Genomic DNA, 13,283 nt, shown 5'->3' on the forward strand with positions numbered 1-13,283 from the left:
GCTCTACTCCGGAAAATGACTGACGACGACGAACATGACCGTTCCCGTGAGCGTCACCACGAAGGAATAGCTGTAGAGCGCCATGGCGAAGGGCTGCATCATCATCAGCACGCCGAGCGCGATGAGACCCGATGCCAGAAACTCCCATTCATTGCGCCTGAAACGGCGCAGTCCCCTTAGAAACCGGCTCATTTTCTCACCGCTCCGAATGTGATGCCGCGCAGCAGATGCTTGCGAAGCAGGATCGTGAAGACCACGACCGGCACGAGGAAGAGCGTCGCTCCCGCCGCGACCGCCGGCCAATCCTGGCCGCTGACGCCGATGATGGTGGGGATGAAGGGCGGCGCGGTCTGCGCCGTGCCGGACGTCAACAGCACCGCAAAGGCGTATTCGTTCCAGGCGAAGATCAGGCAGAAGATCGCGGTCGAAGCGATGCCGGTGACCGCCTGCGGCAGCACGACCTTGTAAAAGGCCTGGAAGCGGGTATAGCCGTCAATCAGCGCCGCTTCCTCATATTCGATCGGGATCTCGTCGATGAAGCCCTTGAGCAGCCAGACCGACAGCGAGAGGTTGACGGCGGTGTAGAGCAGGATCAGCCCGGCATGGGTGTCGCTCAATCCGAGAGACCGGAACATCAGGAAGATCGGGATCGCCACCGCGATCGGCGGCATCATCCGCGTCGACAGGATGAAGAATAGCAGATCGTCCTTGAGCGGCACCTTGAAGCGCGAAAAGGCGTAGGCGGCGGCCGTGCCGAGCACGATGCAGAGCAGCGTCGAGCCGAAACCGATGACCACGGAATTGTAAAAGCGCTCGCCGTAACGCGAGGGACCCGCGATCACCAACCCGTCCTTGCGCACCAGCGCCTCATACCAGGTCTTCGGCTCGCCAAGCGCCTTGAGATCCTCTTCCGAGACCCGGGTTCGGGTGGTGAAGAGATTGACGTAGCCTTCGAGCGTCGGCGTGAACAACACTTTCGGCGGATAGGCGATGGCGTCGGACGGCGTCTTGAATCCGGTGGCGATGATCCAGACAAGCGGCATGATGGTGACGACCGCGTAAAAGATCACCAGCGCGCCGGCCACCCATTTCTGCCGAAGCGAGGGTTCGGTGACGGAATAGCTGCTCATCGTTCTTTCACCTTGTTGAGCGCCTTCACATAGATCGAGGCGAGGCCGAACACCGTCACGAACAGGATCACCGCATAGGCCGAGGCGTAGCCGGTGCGCCATTTCTCGAAGGCTTCACGTTTGAGATTGATCGAGGTGAGTTCGGTGATCGAGCCGGGGCCGCCGCCGGTCAATTGCACGACGAGGTCGAACATCTTGAAATTCTCGATGCCGCGAAACAGGATCGCCAGCATCAGGAAGGGCAGCACCAGCGGAATGGTGATCGTCCAGAACTGCCGCCATTTGCTGGCCCGGTCGCATTCCGCCGCCTCGTAGATGCTGTCGGGAATGGAGCGCAGCCCGGCCAGGCAGATCAGCATCACGAACGGCGTCCACATCCAGGTGTCGACGATGACGATCGACCAGGGGGCGAGCGAGACATCGCCGATCATGGTGAAGCTCGAGGGATCCAGCCCGGTGAAGAAGCCGACGACGTAATTGAACAGGCCGATCTGCGGCTGATAGAGAAAGGTCCAGAAATTGCCGACCACCGCCGGGCTCAGCATCATCGGCAGCACGATGATCGTGGTCCAGAGATCGTTGCCGCGAAACTTCTTGTTGATCAGATAGGCGAGCGAAAAGCCGATCAGCACCTGCAGCGCGATTGTCCAGAACAGGAAATGCGCGGTGGCCTGCATCGTCAGCCAGATATCGCCGTCCGTCAAGATGCGCTGGTAATTCTTCAAGCCCACGAATTGCGGCGCTTCATTGGGGCGATTGACGCGGAAATTGGTGAAGCTCAGCCTGACCGTCCAGATGAGCGGGAATATGTTGACCGCGAGCAGGAGAATAATCGTCGGCGTCACGAAGATCCAGGCGATGGCGCGGTCGGACATGCCCCGGACCCGTCTGGAAACCCCGGGCGGCGTGACGCGCGCGAGGCGATCGATGGCGCTCTCGGACATGGCTGCACCTGCTTTTAAACACTGATATCGAATGGCTTCTAGGCGCGGAGCCGGCATGGCCGGCTCCGCTGGCGGATCGCGCGAGGCGATCCGGAGAGATCAGAGCTTGCCTTCGTCTTCGAAGACTTCGGTCCAGTCCTTGACCAGACCGTCGAGCGCTTCCTTGGCGGTGCCCTGGCCGGCGATCACATAGTCGTGGAAGCGCTTCTGCGACGCCTGCAACAGCGAGGCGTAGGAAGGCTCGGCCCAGAAATCCTTCACGATCGCCATGGAATCGAGGAAGGTCTGCGCATAAGGCTGACTGGTGGCGAATGACGGATCCTCGACCACCGAACGCAGCGCCGAATAGCCGCCGAGCGACCACCATTTCTGCTGGATCTCGGGCTGGGCGAACCACTTGATATATTCGAGCGCCGCCTGCTGCTTGCTCGACGCCGCGACAACAGAGATGCCCTGCCCGCCCAGCTGTGCGAACTGCTTGCCGTCAGGTCCGGCCGGATTGGGGAAATAGCCCGACTTGTCGCCGCCGACATTCGGATCGGCATGGATGCCCGGCCAGATGAAGGCGAAGTTCATCTGCAGCGCGACCTGACCGGATTTATAGGCGTCGATATTTTCCGACATATAGGCGTCGGAGGAGCCCGGCGGCGTGCAGCAATCGTAAAGCGCCTTGTAATATTCGAGGCCGGCGATCGCCTGCGGCGAATTGACGAAGCCTTCCATTTCATAGGGCTTTTGCGGATTCTGATACTCGAAGCCGAAGCTGTAGAGCACGTCCATGGCGCCCATGGTGATGCCCTCGGAGCCGCGCTCGGTATAAACAGCCGCGCCATAGACGGTCTTGCCGTCGATCTCGCGCTTCTGGAAGAATTCGGCGATGTCCTTCAGCTCGGCGAAAGTCTTGGGGACTTCGAGCTCGCGGCCATATTTGGTCTTGAACTCTTCGCGAAGCTCGGGACGAGAGAACCAGTCCTTGCGATAGGTCCAGCCGACCACGTCGCCGAAAGCCGGCAGCGCCCAGTAATTCGGCGTGTTCTTCGGCCATTCGGCATAGCCGACCACGGTGGCGGGAATGAAGTTCTCCATCTTGATTCCTTCCTTGTCGAAGAAATCGTTGAGCTTCACATATTGGCCATTCTCGGCCGCGCCGCCGATCCACTGGCTGTCGCCGATCATCAGGTCGCAGAGCTTACCACCGGAGTTGAGCTCGTTGAGCATGCGGTCGGCGAAGTTCGGCCATGGCACGAATTCGAATTTCATCTTGTGACCGGATTTCGCCTCGAAATCCTTGCTGAGCTCAACCAGCGCATTGGCCGGGTCCCAAGCCGCCCAGCAGAGCGTCAATTCGTCCGCCTTGGCGGCGGTGGCGCCCGTCAGGCTGGCGGCGATGAGCGCGCCGGCGGCGACGGTGGTTTTCAGGAATGCCGATGTCATGACCTTCTCCTCCCTCACTGGCTCCCGACCTCCATCGGGAGAAATGCCGCCCCCTCCGGGCGACGACCTCAAGACATGCGCGACGCGGCGGCTTCCTCCAAAGCCCGGGGCGCTTTTGCGCTTCCTGCCGTCCATCACCATCTCCTGGCGCAAGTCTATAATTGAGGTGCGCACCTCAGCGCAAGTTAATTTTGAGGTGCGCACGTCAATTTCTTGCTTTTCTCTTGAAATTGTTGGAAAAGTCTTTCCCGATCAAACCCAGTGAACGCCATTCGCCATGATGAGACCCACCGCCAAGGACCTCGCCGAAGCAGCAGGCGTCAGCCTCGCCACGGTGGATCGCGTGCTCAACGACCGGCCCAATGTCAGCGAGAAAGCGGCGCGAAAGGTCAACGAGGCCATCGAGCGGATCGGCTTCATCCGCAATCCGGCAGCCGTCAATCTGGCGCGCAACAGGATTTATCGCTTCCGTTTCGTGCTGCCGATCGCCGGGGACCAGTATCTCGGCGCCCTTCTGGCCCAGGTCGAGGAAGCGCGCGACGCGCTCCGCGCCGATCTGACCGATGTCGACGTGGTCCAGGCGCCGGCCGGCGATCCCTATGCTCTCGCGAAATATCTGACGGGGCTCGATCCAGACCAAGTCGACGGCGTGGCCATCATGGCGCCGGAATCGCCGCAGGCGCGAGACGCCATGGCGCGGTTGATCGAGCGCGGCGTGAAAGTCGTGCAATTCCTGTCAGGCCAGGAAAAACTAGACGACGCGGATTTCGTGGGCGTCAACAACCACGCCGCCGGCGCGACCGCCGGCAAGATCATCGGCCGTTTTCTGGGCGACAAGCCGGGCAAGATCATGGTGGTCGCCGAAACCATGATGGCGCAGGACAGCATCGAACGGCGCCTGGGCTTCGACAGCATCATCAACACGCGCTTCCCGCATCTGAGCGCCCTGCCCTCGCTCGAAACCTATGGCGATGAGAAGCGCGCCCGCCAGGTGATCCGCCGCCTGCTCGAGCATCACCAGGATATCCGGGCCGTCTATGTATTGAGCTCGGAGGCGCGCGCGCCGCTCTCGGCGGTGGAGGAATTCGCGGACCCGCAGCGCCTGACCATCGTCGCGCATGAGCGGACTCCGTTCAGCGAAGAGGCGCTGAAGGACGAGCGCATCGATGCGATCATCGCCCAGGACCCGGGCCACGCCGTGCGTAGCGCGATCCGCATCATGCGGGCGCGGCTCGAACAACGCGAGCCGATCGCCTCACAGGAAAAGATCCGTATCGAGGTCTTGCTGAAGGAAAACATCTGATCGGCCGCCTTCGCGCGCAACATCGACCACCGGTGTATGGCGCATGGTGGCGCAAGGCGTCTCATGCGACGCTCTTCACTTCACCCGCACGCCCGGCAAACTCGTCACAGCCCGTTGAAGAACCCGCTCAACCGATCCATCGCCTGCTCCAGCCGCTCATAGCTCTCCGAGCCGAAACAGACGCGCAGGTGTTCATCCCCGGCCGCGCCGTAGAAACCGCCGGCTTCGACGACCACGCCGGTTTTTTCGAGAATGCGATCTGCCGCGTCTTGGGACTTCAGGCCCGTGCCGCTGATATTGGGGAAGGCGTAGATCGTGCCTTCGGGGCTCCGGCAGGTGACGCCGGGCATCTGGTTGAGTCGGCTCACCACCAGGTCGCGTTTGCGCCTGTCGTCCGCGACCATGGCGTCCAGGATCTCGGGATCGCCGGTGACCGCCGCCAGCGCCCCGTACTGGATGAAGGTGTTGACGTGGGTGATCTCGTTGGCCGTCAGCTTGAGCAACGCCGGCATCATGCTCGCGTCGGCGGCGATATATCCGAGGCGCCAGCCATCCATCGCATAGGCCTTGGTGAAGGCGAACATCGAGATGGTGCGCTCCTTCATGCCCGGCAGCGAAGCGATGGAAACGTGTTCGGCGCCGTCGAAGAGAATCTGTTCATAGACTTCGTCGGAGACCACCACAAGATCATGCGCTGTGGCGAGGTCCGCGAGAATTTCGAGCTCGGCCCGTGAATAGACCCGCCCCGTCGGATTGGAGGGATTGACCAGCACGATCATGCGCGTGCGCGGCGTGATGAGGGGCGCGATCAACTCCCGCTTGATCGCAAAATCGTCATGCTTGTCGAGCGGCGCGAGGACCACTTTTGCGCCGGTCATCTCGATCTTGTTGATGTGCTGGGGATAATAGGGCTCCAGCAGGATCGCCTCGTCGCCCTCGTCGAGCAACGCCATGAAGGCGACGAAAGAGGCTTGGGTCAGGCCGTTGGTCATCAGAATCTCGTCTGGCGACACCGTGATCTTGTTGTAGTCCCTGAGCTTCGCCTGCAAGGCCGTGCGCAGGGCCGGCTCGCCGCGCAAGTCAGAATAGTGGACAAGCCCGTCGCGAAGCGCCCTGACCGTCGCGTCCTTGATATGCGCCGGCGTGTCATGAAAGGGGCGTCCGAGTTCGAGATGAATGAGATCGCGTCCCGACGACGCCAGAGCCGCCGCCTTCTGAAACATTCCGAAGCTCTTGGGGGAAGTCTGCGTAATCCGTTTCGCGAAGCGTGGCATGTCTGATCCCGATGACTGGCGTTCGGCGCCCTGAACCGCGCCTTACCCCGACCTAACGAATCTTGAGCATTTGATCAAATGATATTGTCGCTTGTTTTTGATCTTTTCGGCGGCTAGATTTTCCGTACGGGGTATCGGCGGCGAGACGGCAAAGGGGCGCACATTGGCGTTGGACGAGAATTTCGGTCCTGTTCTGGCACGGGTTACGGTTCAGGACGCGGTCTACGTCAAGTTGCGAGAGGCTCTGCTTCTAGGGCGGTTCGATCCGGGCCAGGTGCTGACGATCGCCTCGCTTTCGCAGTCCTTCGACACCAGTCACATGCCCGTCCGCGAGGCTCTCAGACGGCTGGCGGCCGAGAACGCGCTGGAAGTGGCGCGCAACGGCTCCGCCCGGGTGCCTCCGGTCAGCATCGCCCGGCTCGACGACCTCTGCCGCGCCCGCGCATCAATCGAAGGTCTCGCCACGGAGCTGGCTGCGCAGCTGGTGACGCCGGAGGAGATCGACGCGCTAGATGACGTGGTGTCCGCTCATGAACGCTGCGCCGAGAAGGGCCAGGTCTTCGAGATGCTGGATTTCAACCGTGAATTCCACTACCGGGTCTACAGCGCCTCCCGGTCTGAAGTTCTGGTCCAGCTGATCGACACGCTTTGGTTGCGCTACGGTCCCTATATGCGCATGCTCTCGGCCTATGTCGAGCCGCGCATGGCCACCGAGGATTTTCGATCCTACACCGTGCATCACCGCAGAATCATCGCCGCCATGCGCCAGCGCGACGCCGGACGGGCGCGGGAGGAGATGGTCGCCGACATCAGGGACACGCAAGATCTGCTGCGCAGCCTGATCGACGCATGAGATCGTCCCCATCCGCGCCCGCCAAACCGCGGAAATGTAGCCCCAATATGGTAAGCGTCTGTTTTTTCAACAAATTTTATCGTAATGGCAAAAAATCTCTCCTCACGCATATTTCCGAGCGGCGACCAGATTGACGAAGGCCTGCTATTATGATCTTTTGATCAAAATAGTTGAGGCTTGAAATGTCCAGGTACTTTCTCTACCACTCCATCGGAACTTTTCCGAGCAAGGCGACCCAGATGAGCGATGCGCTAGGGCGCTTCTCGCAGGTCTGGTCGGCGGAAGACGATGGGCAATGGCCGGCGGCGCTGGCGGAACGCCAGAGCTTCATCGACGCCTGGCGCGGCGTGATCGACGCGCCGGAGCGTTCGATGACGACGGCGGAGAACGTCACCACCGCGCTTTACAGCCTGATAGGCGGTCTGCCTGCGGACCGGCTGCGCGGCAAGCGCGTGCTGGTGGCGGCCGATTGTTTCCCCAGCCTGCATTTTCTCCTCGCCGGCATCGCCCCGCGTTTCGGCTTCACGCTGGACACCGTGCCTTTCCGCCAGGGCGAAGCCTGGGTGCGCGACGACGATTTCATCGCCCATTGGCGGGAGGACGTAGGCCTGGCGCTCCTCACCTTCGTCTCCTCGACCACCTCTCACCGGGTGGACGTCGACAGGCTCGCCGCGCATGGTCATGCGATGGGCTCGATCGTCGGCGTCGACATCACCCAGGGCGTGGGTGTAGCGCCATTTTCGGTGTCGGGCGGGGACATCGATTTCGTCGTCTCGACTTCGCTCAAATGGTTGTGCGGCGCGTCCGGGGCTGGCGTGCTCTATGTTCGCCCCGACCTGCTAACCGACTGCCAGCCGGAATTGCGCGGCTGGTTCAGCCAGGAGAATCCGTTTTCCTGGGACCTCGACAAATTTCAATACGCCGGCGACGCGCGCCGCTTCGACCACGGCACGCCCGCCATCCTCGCCTCCGTCGCCTCGCTTCCGGGGATCAACTGGGTGATGGAGCGCGGCATCGACGCCATCCGCGCCAACAATCTCGGCGCCGCTCACAAGATCATCGGCCGCGCCAAGGATCTCGGCTGGAAAATCGCTTCGCCGCTCGACGACAATGAACGCGGCGGCAGCGTCATGTTGACGCTTCCTTCGACGATCGAGCCCCCTGCCGTTATCTCGGCGCTCCGGGCCGAGGAAATCTATTGCGACGCGCGCGGCAGCACCATGCGGCTTTCGCCGGGCGTGGTAACGTCCGAAAGCGCCGTCGACGAGCTGTTCAATGCGCTCGAACGCATTGTGCCGACGGGAAAGACCCGGTCCGCCTGAGACGAGGATGCGCCTCGCCTCGGAAAATACGACGTGAACTGCCACTATCCTGGTCAACAAAGAGAAAAGAGAGGAACAATGTTTAAAAAAGCACTCATGGCCGCCGCCGCCTTCACGATGATGGTTTCATCGGCCTTCGCGGACGGAAAAATCATCGTCGGCTCCTACGCGGCCAATCCGCCCTGGGAATTCCAGAATGAGTCCGGCACGTTCGAAGGCTTCGAAATCGACGTCGCCACGGAAGCCGCCAAGCGCGCCGGCATGGAGGTGGAATTCCAGCCGCTCGGCTTCCAGGCGCTGTTCGCCGCAACCAGCTCCGGCCGCATCGATTTCGCCATCTCCTCGATTTCGATCAACAATGACCGCCTGAAGACCCAGTCCTTCACCCAGCCTTATTATGACAGCGACGGCACGATCGTCGGCAAGGACGGCTCCTCGGTCAAAACGCTCGAAGATCTCAAGGGCAAGGTGATCGGCGTCGTCGCCGCCACCACCGGCGAAGCCTGGGCCAAGGAAAACGCCGACAAGCTCGGCATCTCCGAAGTCAAGAGCTACGCCGCCCAGCAGGACCTGTTGCTCGACGTGCAGAACGGCCGCATCGAAGGCGGCGCGGGCGAACTCGCGGGCTTTCAATACGCCATTCAGAAGGTGCCGGGCCTGAAGATCCTCGTCCGCATCCCCACCGGCGAGCGTTTCGCGATGATGGCGAAGAAGGACCATGAACTCCTTCCGAAGATCAACGACGCGATTTCGGCGATGAAGACCGACGGCACGCTCGCCGCCATCCACAAGAAGTGGTTCGGCGCAGAGCCCGACGCCGGCACCTCCACCGTCACCGTGATGCCCATTCCGGCAGCGCAGTAACTGCGTTAGGCTGCGGCGGAAACGCCGCAGCCTCCGACACTGTTCATCGAACCAGGTTGCGCTTAGCGCGGGATAGACATCATGGGTCTGATCGAAACCTTCTTCAATTGGGAGATCCTCGTTCGGTCCTTCCCCATCCTGCTGCGCGGCCTCGGCAACACGCTGCTTCTCGGCGTCTCCGCGATCTTCTTCGGCAGCATCTTCGGTCTAGCGCTGTGCTTCGTCAGGCTCTACGCGCCCAAGCCGTTCCAGTATCTTGCGGTCGCCTATATCGATGTGTTCCGCGCGCTGCCGATCCTGGTCGTGCTGATCCTCATTTATTACGCCCTGCCCTTCGTCGGCATTTCCTTCTCCTCATTCACCTCCGCCACGCTGGCGCTGTCGATGGTGCTGTCGGCCTTCACCGCGGAAGTCTGCCGCGCCGGCATCGAGAATGTGCCGAAAGGCCAGTTCGAAGCGGCCGCCAGCCTGGGCATGCCGTTCTGGCAATCCATGCGCAAGATCATCCTGCCGCAAGCGATCAAGGTGATGATCCCGCCGTTGACCTCGAACTGCATCTCGACCGTCAAGGACACGGCGCTGGCCTCGGTCGTGGCAATGCCCGATCTCTTGAAGCAGGCGAACGACACGCAGGCATTGATGGCCAATCCCACGCCCCTGATCGGCGCAGCCATCATCTATTTCGTCATTCTGTGGCCGCTGGTTCGCCTGGTCGGCTATCTCGAAAAGCGCAGCGCCGCCGCCCGGTCGACGCATTGATCTTCAGAAAGCCTAGACGTCCATGAGCGATCTCAAATCGATGGATCAGCCCGCCATCGTCATGCGCGGCATCAACAAGTTTTACGGCCGCTACCACGCGCTGCGCGACGTGAACCTCACGGTCGCCAAAGGCGAGCGCATCGTCGTTTGCGGCCCGTCGGGCTCCGGCAAGTCGACGACGATCCGCTGCATCAACCAGTTGGAGAAGCATGACAGCGGCGCGATCACCGTCAACGGCATCGAGCTCGGCGCCAAAGGCCAGCGGCTGGACGAGATCCGCCGCGAGGTCGGCATGGTCTTCCAGCATTTCAACCTGTTTCCGCATCTGACCATTCTGGAAAACTGCACGGTGGCGCCGATGACGATCAAGAAGACGTCCCGCAAGGACGCCGAGGATATTGCGCGCCGCTACCTCGAGCGCGTCCGCATCGGCCATCTCGCCGATCGCTATCCGGCGCAGCTCTCCGGCGGCCAGCAACAGCGCGCGGCCATCTCGCGCTCGCTCTGCATGCAGCCGAAGATCATGCTGTTTGACGAGCCGACCTCGGCGCTGGACCCTGAAACGGTCGGCGAAGTGCTCGATACGATGATCTCACTCGCCGAAGACGGCATGACCATGCTGGTCGTCACCCACGAAATGGGCTTCGCCAGGCGTGTCGCCGACCGGGTGATCTTCATGGATCACGGCGCGATTTGCGAGGAAGGGCGGCCCGAGGAATTCTTCTCCGCCCCCAAGACCGAGCGCGCCGCCGCCTTCCTCAGCCAGATCATGCATTGACGCCGCTTCGGCGGCCTTCCGAACCCTTGGAGCACCCGATGTCCCCTGCCCATGAACAAGGCGGCGCGTTCCCGCTCGCGCAGATACGCGCGCATTTTCCGGCGCTGTCGCTGCCCGGCGATCCCGTCTATTTCGACAATGGCGCAGGCGCGCAGGTCCCGCAGGGCGTGCTCGACGCGGTCGGCCATCACATGCTGCATCGCATGGTGCAGCGCGGAGGTCGCTATGCCGCAAGCCGCGCCGTCGATGAGGCGATCACCGAAGCCCGCGCCCGCGTCGCCGATCTCGTCAACGCCTATGATCCCGCCGAGATCTCCTTCGGCATGAACGCCACCTCGTTCATCCGGCTGGTCAGCCTCGGCATCGCCCGGTTGATTGGCGCGCGCAACGAAATCGTCGTCACCGATATGGACCATGACGCCAACATCGCCACATGGTTGGCGCTGGAAAGCCATGGCGCCAAATGCGTCTGGTGGCGCATGCGCGACGACGGCGCTCTGCATGTCGAAGATCTCGCGCCCTTGCTCAATGATCGCACGCGGCTGGTGGCTTGCACCGTGGCGTCGCACGCCATCGGCTCGCTGGTCGATGTAAAGGCGGCAGGCGCGATGGCGCATGCCGCCGGCGCGGAGGTGTTTCTTGACTGCGTTCACTATGGCCCGCATGGCCTGATCGACGTGCAGGACTGGGATTGCGACTATCTCGTCTGCTCCGGCTACAAGAATTTCTCGCCGCATATGGGCTTTCTCTGGGGTCGCTTCGACCTTCTGAAGGCGTTGCCGACCTTCAAGGAAGACTTCATCCCCGATGTCCCGCCGCACAAGATCGAGGTCGGCACGTTCACCTATGAGAACGCCGTCGGCATGGGCGCGGCCGTCGATTATCTCGCCGCGCTGGGCCGAAACTTCTCCCCGACGTCCACGACCTCCCGCCGTGACGATCTCGTTGCCGGAATGACCGCCATTCGCGCCTATGAACTGACGCTGTCGCGGGCGATGCTGAGGGTGCTGACATCGCATGGCGCGACGATCTATGGCGTCTCGGACGAAACCCGGATTTCAGAGCGCGTCCCGACTTTCTGCTTCAACCTTCCCGACCGTCGCCCGGCCGATGTGGCACAGGCCATGGCCGACGCGAATTTCATGATCCGCGACGGCCATATGTATGCGCCGCGCCTGATGGCGCGACTGGGGCTCGCCATGGACAGCGGCGCGCTTCGAGCGACGCTGGTGCACTACAATACCGTAGAAGAGATTTCGCGGTTCGATCGAGTGCTCGAACAACTGGTCTGAATTGACTCAGCCTGAACTCGGAACGTACTGGGCGGCGCAAATCGCGCCGCCCAGGTTTTCATCGCGTCGCCGGTTATTCGCCAAGAGACGCCTTGAGCTTGGTCACCTCGTCGGCTTCCATCTGGCCGAGGGTCGTCACCTCGCCGTCCTTGATCCTCCAGAGACGGAACGGGCCGGTGATGTCGCCATATTTGTCGAAGCTGACATTGCCGATCACGCCTTCATACTTGATCGGCTTGCCTTCCTTAAGAAGTTTCAAAGCCTTTTCGAACTCGGCCTTGCCGGCATGGATCGGCTCGCCGCCAGCCGCCACGACTTCGGGAATAGCCGCCTTGATCGCCGCCTTGTCGGCCTTGCCGGCCTTGGCGATGGCGAGCGCGACGATCGCGCCGGCGTCATAGGAACGGTCGGCGGCCGGCGCCGACGGCGAAATGCCGTCGGAGAACGCCTCGTAATTGGCGTTGAAATACTCGGTCGACGCAGTCGGGCTGGTGCCCGAGGACGTGCCATAGGCGTCGTTCAGATATTGCGCGCCGACGGCGGAGATGAAATCCCCCGAATTCATGCCGTCATTGAGCAGGAACTTGGCCGGGCCGCCGCCGGAGATCCAGGCGCGGGCGATGGTCGCGCCATCGACAGGCGTGCTGACGAGATAGAGGGCTTCCGGCTCGCCGTTCATTGCAGCGCTGGCTTCGGCCGAATAGCTCGCCTGCTTTTCGTTATAGGGTGTGGTGGAGGTGATGACGCCGCCGAGCTTGGTGTAGGCGGCGGAGAATTCCTTCACCATGTTGACGCCGAAGTCGTTGTTGACGTTGATGATGGCGATCTTCTTAAGGCCCTGGTCGATGGCGTATTTCGCAGCCGCCGTGCCCTGCAGCGCATCGGACGTGATGGTGCGGAAGAAGACGCCATTGGTCTTGCCGTCGCGACCGAGCGCCGTCAGCGTCGGCGAGGACGAGGCGGGCGAGACCTGAGGCACGCCGGCCGGCGCGGTGACCGAGGTCAGGATCGGGATCGACACCGACGAGATGATGCCGCCGATGATGACCGGCGCTTTCTTGATGTTGACCAGCTGGGTGGCCTGGTCGACGGCGACGTTGCCCTGGCTCTGGCTGTCGCGGGTGTCCATGACCAGCTTGCAGCCGTCGACGCCGCCGGCGTCATTGAAGTCGCGGAAGGCCATTTCGATCGATTTTGCGCCGGCCTTGCCATATTCGCCGGCCGGGCCGGTCAGTTCCATGACGACGCCGACGGTGATGTCGCAATCGGCGGCGAAGGCCGGCAGCGCGAGGCCCGCCAGCATGGTGGATGCGAGAACCAGTTTTTTCAT

At 62.0% G+C, this 13,283-nt stretch carries 14 protein-coding genes; 8 read left to right on the plus strand and 6 right to left on the minus strand.

The window, feature by feature from the left end:
- Positions 1 to 3: 3 nt before the first annotated feature.
- The 4 genes from OCK01_RS19205 to OCK01_RS19220 all read right to left on the minus strand — a co-directional run bounded on the left by OCK01_RS19205 (position 4) and on the right by OCK01_RS19220 (position 3,508).
- Positions 4 to 192, minus strand: coding sequence for a hypothetical protein (locus tag OCK01_RS19205; RefSeq protein WP_182829627.1), 189 nt, complete (start codon positions 190 to 192; stop codon positions 4 to 6).
- Positions 189 to 1,130: a carbohydrate ABC transporter permease gene (locus OCK01_RS19210; RefSeq protein WP_182829626.1), complete on the minus strand. Its 942-nt coding sequence runs from the start codon at positions 1,128 to 1,130 to the stop codon at positions 189 to 191. Before OCK01_RS19210 ends, OCK01_RS19205 begins: the two co-directional genes overlap by 4 nt.
- The gene (locus tag OCK01_RS19215; RefSeq protein ID WP_263825323.1) at positions 1,127 to 2,074 is read right to left on the minus strand and encodes a carbohydrate ABC transporter permease; all 948 of its coding nucleotides are present in this window, start codon (positions 2,072 to 2,074) and stop codon (positions 1,127 to 1,129) included. The genes OCK01_RS19210 and OCK01_RS19215 overlap by 4 nt, the downstream gene beginning before the upstream one ends.
- A gap of 99 nt (positions 2,075 to 2,173) precedes the next feature.
- The gene (locus OCK01_RS19220) at positions 2,174 to 3,508 is read right to left on the minus strand and encodes an ABC transporter substrate-binding protein (RefSeq protein WP_263825324.1); all 1,335 of its coding nucleotides are present in this window, start codon (positions 3,506 to 3,508) and stop codon (positions 2,174 to 2,176) included.
- On the opposite strand from OCK01_RS19220, the gene OCK01_RS19225 reads away from it, so the two are divergent.
- A complete protein-coding gene (locus tag OCK01_RS19225; RefSeq protein WP_263825325.1) occupies positions 3,507 to 3,773 on the plus strand; it encodes a hypothetical protein in 267 nt (88 codons plus the stop codon). The two genes, OCK01_RS19220 and OCK01_RS19225, sit on opposite strands and share 2 nt — an antisense overlap.
- Positions 3,774 to 3,788: 15 nt before the next feature.
- The gene (locus OCK01_RS19230; protein ID WP_263825440.1) at positions 3,789 to 4,811 is read left to right on the plus strand and encodes a LacI family DNA-binding transcriptional regulator; all 1,023 of its coding nucleotides are present in this window, start codon (positions 3,789 to 3,791) and stop codon (positions 4,809 to 4,811) included.
- A gap of 104 nt (positions 4,812 to 4,915) precedes the next feature.
- Here OCK01_RS19230 and OCK01_RS19235 read toward each other — a convergent pair whose 3' ends face one another.
- Entirely contained in the window at positions 4,916 to 6,034 is a 1,119-nt protein-coding gene (locus OCK01_RS19235; RefSeq protein ID WP_263825326.1) for a pyridoxal phosphate-dependent aminotransferase, read from the minus strand.
- 214 nt (positions 6,035 to 6,248) lie between these two features.
- Here OCK01_RS19235 and OCK01_RS19240 point away from each other — a divergent pair, with 214 nt between their 5' ends.
- The 6 genes from OCK01_RS19240 to OCK01_RS19265 all read left to right on the plus strand — a co-directional run bounded on the left by OCK01_RS19240 (position 6,249) and on the right by OCK01_RS19265 (position 11,953).
- On the plus strand, positions 6,249 to 6,938 hold the full coding sequence (locus tag OCK01_RS19240; protein WP_182829924.1) for a GntR family transcriptional regulator: 690 nt from the start codon (positions 6,249 to 6,251) through the stop codon (positions 6,936 to 6,938).
- A 182-nt stretch (positions 6,939 to 7,120) separates the two neighbouring features.
- On the plus strand, positions 7,121 to 8,260 hold the full coding sequence (locus tag OCK01_RS19245) for an aminotransferase class V-fold PLP-dependent enzyme (protein WP_263825327.1): 1,140 nt from the start codon (positions 7,121 to 7,123) through the stop codon (positions 8,258 to 8,260).
- Between the two features lie 78 nt (positions 8,261 to 8,338).
- On the plus strand, positions 8,339 to 9,124 hold the full coding sequence (locus OCK01_RS19250; RefSeq protein WP_263825328.1) for an ABC transporter substrate-binding protein: 786 nt from the start codon (positions 8,339 to 8,341) through the stop codon (positions 9,122 to 9,124).
- A gap of 81 nt (positions 9,125 to 9,205) precedes the next feature.
- The gene (locus tag OCK01_RS19255; protein WP_263825329.1) at positions 9,206 to 9,883 is read left to right on the plus strand and encodes an amino acid ABC transporter permease; all 678 of its coding nucleotides are present in this window, start codon (positions 9,206 to 9,208) and stop codon (positions 9,881 to 9,883) included.
- Positions 9,884 to 9,905: 22 nt separating this feature from the next.
- Positions 9,906 to 10,661, plus strand: a complete 756-nt coding sequence (locus OCK01_RS19260; RefSeq protein ID WP_318530245.1) for an amino acid ABC transporter ATP-binding protein — start codon at positions 9,906 to 9,908, stop codon at positions 10,659 to 10,661.
- A 38-nt stretch (positions 10,662 to 10,699) separates the two neighbouring features.
- The gene (locus tag OCK01_RS19265) at positions 10,700 to 11,953 is read left to right on the plus strand and encodes a cysteine desulfurase-like protein (protein WP_263825330.1); all 1,254 of its coding nucleotides are present in this window, start codon (positions 10,700 to 10,702) and stop codon (positions 11,951 to 11,953) included.
- Between the two features lie 73 nt (positions 11,954 to 12,026).
- Here OCK01_RS19265 and OCK01_RS19270 read toward each other — a convergent pair whose 3' ends face one another.
- Entirely contained in the window at positions 12,027 to 13,283 is a 1,257-nt protein-coding gene (locus tag OCK01_RS19270; protein ID WP_263825331.1) for an ABC transporter substrate-binding protein, read from the minus strand.

The sequence above is a fragment of the Rhizobium sp. TRM95796 genome, from assembly GCF_025779995.1.
GTDB lineage: Bacteria > Pseudomonadota > Alphaproteobacteria > Rhizobiales > Rhizobiaceae > Rhizobium_E.

What these genes read in the sequence shown, in the direction of transcription:
- OCK01_RS19205 (WP_182829627.1), bottom strand. Translation starts at nt 192, where the DNA reads ATGAGCCGGTTTCTAAGGGGACTGCGCCGTTTCAGGCGCAATGAATGG.
- OCK01_RS19210 (WP_182829626.1), bottom strand. Translation starts at nt 1,130, where the DNA reads ATGAGCAGCTATTCCGTCACCGAACCCTCGCTTCGGCAGAAATGGGTG.
- OCK01_RS19215 (WP_263825323.1), bottom strand. Translation starts at nt 2,074, where the DNA reads ATGTCCGAGAGCGCCATCGATCGCCTCGCGCGCGTCACGCCGCCCGGG.
- OCK01_RS19225 (WP_263825325.1), top strand. Translation starts at nt 3,507, where the DNA reads ATGACCTTCTCCTCCCTCACTGGCTCCCGACCTCCATCGGGAGAAATG.
- OCK01_RS19220 (WP_263825324.1), bottom strand. Translation starts at nt 3,508, where the DNA reads ATGACATCGGCATTCCTGAAAACCACCGTCGCCGCCGGCGCGCTCATC.
- OCK01_RS19230 (WP_263825440.1), top strand. Translation starts at nt 3,789, where the DNA reads ATGAGACCCACCGCCAAGGACCTCGCCGAAGCAGCAGGCGTCAGCCTC.
- OCK01_RS19235 (WP_263825326.1), bottom strand. Translation starts at nt 6,034, where the DNA reads ATGTTTCAGAAGGCGGCGGCTCTGGCGTCGTCGGGACGCGATCTCATT.
- OCK01_RS19245 (WP_263825327.1), top strand. Translation starts at nt 7,121, where the DNA reads ATGTCCAGGTACTTTCTCTACCACTCCATCGGAACTTTTCCGAGCAAG.
- OCK01_RS19250 (WP_263825328.1), top strand. Translation starts at nt 8,339, where the DNA reads ATGTTTAAAAAAGCACTCATGGCCGCCGCCGCCTTCACGATGATGGTT.
- OCK01_RS19255 (WP_263825329.1), top strand. Translation starts at nt 9,206, where the DNA reads ATGGGTCTGATCGAAACCTTCTTCAATTGGGAGATCCTCGTTCGGTCC.
- OCK01_RS19260 (WP_318530245.1), top strand. Translation starts at nt 9,906, where the DNA reads ATGAGCGATCTCAAATCGATGGATCAGCCCGCCATCGTCATGCGCGGC.
- OCK01_RS19265 (WP_263825330.1), top strand. Translation starts at nt 10,700, where the DNA reads ATGTCCCCTGCCCATGAACAAGGCGGCGCGTTCCCGCTCGCGCAGATA.
- OCK01_RS19270 (WP_263825331.1), bottom strand. Translation starts at nt 13,283, where the DNA reads ATGAAAAAACTGGTTCTCGCATCCACCATGCTGGCGGGCCTCGCGCTG.